This window comes from Sneathiella sp., assembly GCF_036960985.1.
Classification (GTDB): Bacteria; Pseudomonadota; Alphaproteobacteria; order Sneathiellales; family Sneathiellaceae; genus Sneathiella.
Genome location: NZ_JBALWD010000032.1, coordinates 1 through 6,011, shown reverse-complemented (window position 1 = coordinate 6,011; position 6,011 = coordinate 1). Strand labels below are relative to the sequence as shown.

General features: G+C 49.1%; 4 protein-coding genes. 2 read left to right on the top strand and 2 right to left on the bottom strand.

Annotated features, from left to right (window positions below; genetic code table 11):
* Together V7723_RS15820 and V7723_RS15815 are read right to left on the bottom strand one after the other, a co-directional pair.
* A partial coding sequence (locus V7723_RS15820) for a hypothetical protein (protein WP_335685456.1) occupies positions 1–247 on the bottom strand: 247 nt, incomplete at its 3' end.
* Positions 248–853: 606 nt separating this feature from the next.
* A complete protein-coding gene (locus tag V7723_RS15815) occupies positions 854–2,290 on the bottom strand; it encodes a catalase (protein WP_335685455.1) in 1,437 nt (478 codons plus the stop codon).
* 132 nt (positions 2,291–2,422) lie between these two features.
* Here V7723_RS15815 and V7723_RS15810 point away from each other — a divergent pair, with 132 nt between their 5' ends.
* Together V7723_RS15810 and V7723_RS15805 are read left to right on the top strand one after the other, a co-directional pair.
* Complete coding sequence (locus V7723_RS15810) at positions 2,423–3,337, top strand: LysR substrate-binding domain-containing protein (RefSeq protein ID WP_335685454.1); 915 nt, start codon at positions 2,423–2,425, stop codon at positions 3,335–3,337.
* A 115-nt stretch (positions 3,338–3,452) separates the two neighbouring features.
* A partial coding sequence (locus V7723_RS15805) for an AIM24 family protein (protein ID WP_335685453.1) occupies positions 3,453–6,011 on the top strand: 2,559 nt, incomplete at its 3' end.

Here is a 6,011-nt window from a genome sequence, read left to right as displayed (position 1 = left end):
CATCCGCATTTCCACCAAAGAAATCCGTGCCGTCGCTTCCTGTGCTTCCAACACCTAAAAGACTGATCCCGGACGTCCCGCTGTCCGGCGCGATATCGGTCGTCAGCGTATTGGCATTGAGAGTTTCAACACCAGGACTGGTTTCCGAAACGCCATCGGATAAATCGTCGGTACAAGTCGCCACATTGCCGTCGGTTGTGCAGGCGGCCCGGGCAGTTGGCACAGAGTTCAAGGAACTAACTGCCAAAAATAGTCCTACCGCAAACAACTTGCTGAATGCGGGTAAATGGCGACTTAACCGATCACGAGGATTGGAAATGAATCGACTATTACGACGAAATTTCAAGTGGTTCTGGGACGCACCACCCTTCACATCGCTTGAAAATTCGCTATTGGACAATCTAATCATGCACCATTTGTGCTAAATTTTAAATAAGCTTTATGGTTGTAAAATTTTCGGCGGAAACAAACTAGTCTTGGTTTATAAAAGACTAACGGAGCGGATCGGGTGCCTTTACCGCCTGTAACCAGCATAAAATTAAACATGCCGTAAAGATGAAATTAATTTTTAAAATATATTATTTATCAATAAGTTAAACGAGTTTATATATTCCTATAACCGACCTTCTGCATGAAAATCCTCAAATGTCTTTATGGTAAATATAATAGTAATCTAATTTTTCATCGCGGCGCAATACATAATTTGTATCGTTATGTATTACAATGTAATACTCGCTTAGATTATTCAAAAAAAAAGGCATCTCAAGTAGGCATAAAGAAAAGCCGGCGCTTCGTAAAAGCGCCGGCTTAATCAGGTATACAACTTTTGTTTCAGCCGCGTTGGCAGATTGTTTTAGCCGCGGCCCAGGCGATCAGCTATCCCGGCACCATAAGCTGCATCCGCTTTGAGGAAATAGCCGAGCTGCCTATTAACGATCTCATCCGGAACACCGGCCATCGCGCCGGCGATTGTGTCCATCAATCTGTCTTGTTCACCCTCACTCATTATCCGGAACAGGTTGCCCGCCTGGGTGAAATCGTCATTGCCCTGACGATGATCATAGCGATCAGCCTCCCCGTGAAGGGCAAGCGCAGGCTCTTTCACAGACGGATCTTCCACGGGCCCGCCAAAGCTGTTGGGTTCGTAATTAACACTCCCACCGCTATTGCCATCAGAACGCATTGCGCCATCCCGTTGATAATTGCGGACAGGGCAACGCGCTGCATTGACGGGTAAATGTTGATGATTGGTGCCGACCCGATAGCGCTGTGCATCGCCATAAGACAGGATCCGCATTTGCAGCATTTTGTCCGGACTATGGCCGATACCGGGGACAATATTAGCAGGCGTGAAGGCGGCTTGCTCCACATCAGCGAAGTAGTTTTCCGGGTTACGGTTCAATTCCAACGTACCGACTTCGATCAGTGGAAACTCGCTATGAGGCCAGACTTTGGTCAAATCGAACGGGTTATAAGAAGTTGTCTCCGCCTCCGCTTCCGTCATGATCTGAACTTTTACTTTCCATTTCGGAAATTCGCCATCCTCAATGGCCTGATACAAATCCCGCTGATGACTTTCCCGATCACCTGCGATGAGATCCGCAACTTGCGCATCGGAGTTGGTTTTTTGCCCTTGCTCAGTCTTGAAGTGGAACTTGACCCAAACCCGCTCATTGTTCGCGTTGATGAAACTATAGGTATGCGAACCATAGCCATTCATGTGGCGGTAAGAGGCAGGCTGGCCCCGGTCTGACATGAGAATGGTGATCTGGTGCAGGGCTTCCGGTGAGTGCGACCAAAAATCCCATTGCATGGTACCTGACCGAAGGTTGGTTCTTGGATCACGCTTTTGGCTATGGATAAAGTCCATGAATTTATAAGGATCACGGACAAAAAACACAGGTGTATTGTTCCCGACCAGATCCCAGTTGCCTTCTTCAGTGTAAAATTTCAAGGCGAAGCCGCGCACATCCCGCTCCGCATCCGCAGCACCTTTTTCTCCGGCAACCGTCGAGAAGCGCAAGAATACCTCTGTCTGCTTGCCAACTTCAAATAATTTCGCCTTGGTATATTTGGTAATGTCTTCAGTGACGGTGAGGGTTCCAAACGCACCGGATCCTTTGGCATGCACAACTCTTTCCGGAACACGCTCCCGATTAAAATGAGCATGTTTTTCAAATAACTGCCAATCCTGCGCTAATAACGGACCCCTGGGCCCCGCGGTCAGACTGTTTTGATTATCTGCAACAGGACTTCCATTTGTTGTGGTCATAACGGGACATTTAGACATGATGACATTCCTCCGTGCTGTGTGTTTCCAATGATTACAAACCAATAGATAGCAATTAGCTTTTCATAAATAAAATCGTTTGATATTATGATTTCAATAGGTAATGCCTATTATTACTTTTTGAAGGGCAATATGATGAATATTCGGGACATGAAATACCTGGTGGCCGTCGCCGACGAGATGCATTTTGGTCGCGCCGCCCTCAAATGCCATGTTAGCCAACCTGCTTTGAGCGGTCAGATCCGAAAACTGGAAGATCATCTTGGCGTTGTCCTTTTTGAACGGACCAATCGGAAAGTTCAGATCACCGACATCGGAGAGCAGATTGTTGACCAAGCGAGAAAACTGGTCACCATATCTGAAGAGATAGTTACGACCGCCCAATTAGCAAGAGATCCTTTGTCGGGGCCTTTTCGCCTCGGCATGATTGCAACTATTGGTCCGTATTTGTCGCCACTGATCTTGACCGCGATCCGAAAACAGCTGCCAAAAGTCCAGTTGAGTTTAATTGAAGGCATGACCCACGAGTTGGAACGACGCCTTGTTCAAGGACAACTTGATGCCATAGTGCTTGCAACGATCCCGCGAGAAGCGCAATTGCAGGAACTGATACTTTACCAAGAACCCTTCTGGGTAGCTCTTCCCGGTATCCATCCTCTTGCCAATCGCGACGCCATCGACCTGACAGAGCTACATTCCGCCGAATTACTATTGCTCGCAGATGGGCATTGTTTTCGTGATCAAATGATAGAAGCCTGTAATGCAGCGGCTGGCACAGCCGGCGCCAATACCCGTGAGACCAGCCTCGAAACACTACTGGCTCTGGTGGCGGCCGGAGACGGTGTCACTCTCCTTCCGGAATTGGCAATACCCGGCAATTCGGCCAACAACCCAGCCATGGTCATCCGGCCGGAAGTGACGGGGAAAGTCGGCAGAACCGTTCGGCTGGTCAGTCGGGCATCTTTCCCCCGAAAATCTATTTTACAGCAGATCGCGCAAATCATTCAGGCACATATCCCGAAAACAATTGCCGCCGGCGAAGAATAGCCGATCGCGTATTAGTTTCATATTAATCACAAACACGATAGACTCTGCTAATGCATCAATTTGACGCATAACTTGAAAAAAATGGTGCTGTTCGCTGGTAAAGGTCACTGAGTAAATGCCTATGTTTAATAGCAAGATGTACCAGAACCTGTTTTGGCTGATTGTCTTGTTGGGAACCGTTCCTGCAGCTGTCTCCGCGACGTTGCCGCCAACCCATTGGTGCCTCAATTTTACAGATGTTTCCGCCCTGTTCGAATTTCCCTCAGTTGGATGCTTTGGCGGATCCAGCATTGCACCGGAATATCTTGTCAAACCTTTTACCTGGGTCTATCTCGCCTTGTTTTTGACGGGAATTTTCCTGTGTTTTATGACCCGGAAATTTTTGGCAGTCATCGCCCTTGTTCCCCTGCTCATCCTGTTTTTCAGCCCGCCTGCAGAATTGAGTGTGTATCCGGAAGATCATATCACGCCGGATTATTTTGAGCCCAAAGGGCAACAGACAGCCGCTTCGATTGAAAAAATTGTCCTCGATGTTGTCCCGACATTGCGCAACGCCACCGCAACGGTTGAACAACAATTTGATCCCCTCATATCAGTAACCGACAAAGCGAAAAGTAAGGCAAACAGTTACTGGGAAGCCGTAAAATCGCTCAAGAAAGCCCGGAATGCTTTGGCGGATGCTGAGAAGAAAGATAAAGAGATCGCGGAGAAGCTCGATAAGGCCCAGTCGGCATATAAAAAGATGTCCAGGTTGCCGTTCAAATCGAAGAAGACAAAAGCAAAACTGGCGGAATTCCAGGCAGCAATTGCCAGTTATGTAACCCAAAGAGGAAAAAATGCCCGTGCCGTCAATATCAGGATCGATCGGTACAGCAAAGTCCGGAAACAAATGTCGACCAGCTTGATTGTGAGCCTTGCGCAGCTGAATGTGCAACTGGACAAAACGCTCTCCACCGCCCCCAATCAGAATACACGGATATGGACGCTAATCATCAGCGCGGCCTCTCTGGCGGCACTTCTATCTTTCGCAATCGGCAGCAGAATTCGCAGCCCGCAGTTTGCCATTGCCTGCCTGACCATCCTCATTGTTACGCTCAATCCGTTCGCTCGGGTGGAAGAGGGCACGTCCATTGCCCATGTGTTTTTTGCCTTCTTTCTCAGCACGTATCCCCTGGTCCTTTTTATTGTCTCAGCGGTTCTCCTGCGGCTTTTGGTCCTGGGGGTTACGCAAAATTTACCGATCCTCAGGCAGTTTAGCCGGCGCAAGTTCATCCTCTATTCCCTGCTGACAACGCTGCTTTGGATTCCCATTGGCCTGAGCCTTGCCGCCGGCCTGTGGTTGTCTTTTTATGTTGATACGCGGGCGCAGGATGCTGTCTACGGGATCGAATGTACCGATGACGGTGTCGGCCTGTTTGAATGCGATGGCCCCACGTCCGATAATCTCGTCACGCGCGGAGAGGATCTAAACCTGGAACTGGATATTTATACATCCGTCGATATCGCCTTTAAAAACCAGGAACTGCAACTGGAAGAAATGCTGGTCAAGTACCGGAGCCTCGCGAAAAAATCGAAAACACAAATCCCGAAATTCGTCGAGAGGCAGTATGTGGCAATTTTCCCCGGTCGGCAGGATCTGATCAAGAATATCCCGAGCATGAGGCCGCCGAGTTGCAAGCTGCACCAGATCACCTGCAATGTCATTCGCAATGTGAAGATTTCCATTGTCGATGCTTATATGTCGATCCGCAATCGCCAGCTGCAAAAGCTAAATAATCTCACCTCTGGTCTGGCGACTTTTTCCGGCAATGCGGCGACGAAAAGACTACGTGAAATCGAGCTTTATTTAAGCTCGACCCTGGATGCCATAAAACGCGGCGTGCGAAATACCATTGCCGATGTTTTCTGGACCGTGCGAACCCTTAACCTGCTGGCCAATATGATCTTGTTGATCGCTGCCATCAAAAGCTTCGCCTATATTTTCGGTCGGATCGCCTTCAAAAATGAAACAGGGAATTCTCTTCCAATTGAATTTCAGGGAGACGAACTTCCTCCCCCGCTGCCAGTTTCGCCGGAAATCCGCACCGGTTTTGATCCAGAATATGTGTTTCGCTCAGCAACGGGCGGCCACTTTTATATAAAACCGGCCCTCAGCCCGTCGGGAATGTCGCAAGGGGTCGCCTGGCCACAACCCTTTAAAGCGGCATTGCGCAGGTTGTTCACCGGCACATTTAAAATGGTCAAGGTAGATGTTCAGCCTGACAACAAAGACACCATTTCCATTCAGACCTCGCAGGGGCGGCAGTTTCTTGAATGGACATTGCAAGAGGGGGAGCGCGTCTATTTTTCACAAGGGAATTTAGCGGCGTTTAGCGAAACCGTTCGCCTGGGCACACATATCTCCCTCAGCCTGACGGCCATGGCCTTTGGCCGCATGTTCTTTTCTGTTGCGGAGGGGCCAGGGATATTGGTGCTGCGGACATACGGCAAGCCCGAAATCTATACCTCGGCTGACGAGGCTCGCGCCATCGATCCACTCCGGTTCATAGGATGGACTGACGTGGCTCGTTTTCACGTAAATTCTTCATCCTCGCCTTGGAACATCTATTTTCACTCCGCTCAGATAACTTTCTCTAGTGGCGGAGCGGCCATTGGCGATGTGTCGGAAAATGGT

Coding starts and splice junctions, on each gene's coding strand:
- V7723_RS15815 (WP_335685455.1), bottom strand. CDS start 2,290: ATGTCTAAATGTCCCGTTATGACCACAACAAATGGAAGTCCTGTTGCA.
- V7723_RS15810 (WP_335685454.1), top strand. CDS start 2,423: ATGATGAATATTCGGGACATGAAATACCTGGTGGCCGTCGCCGACGAG.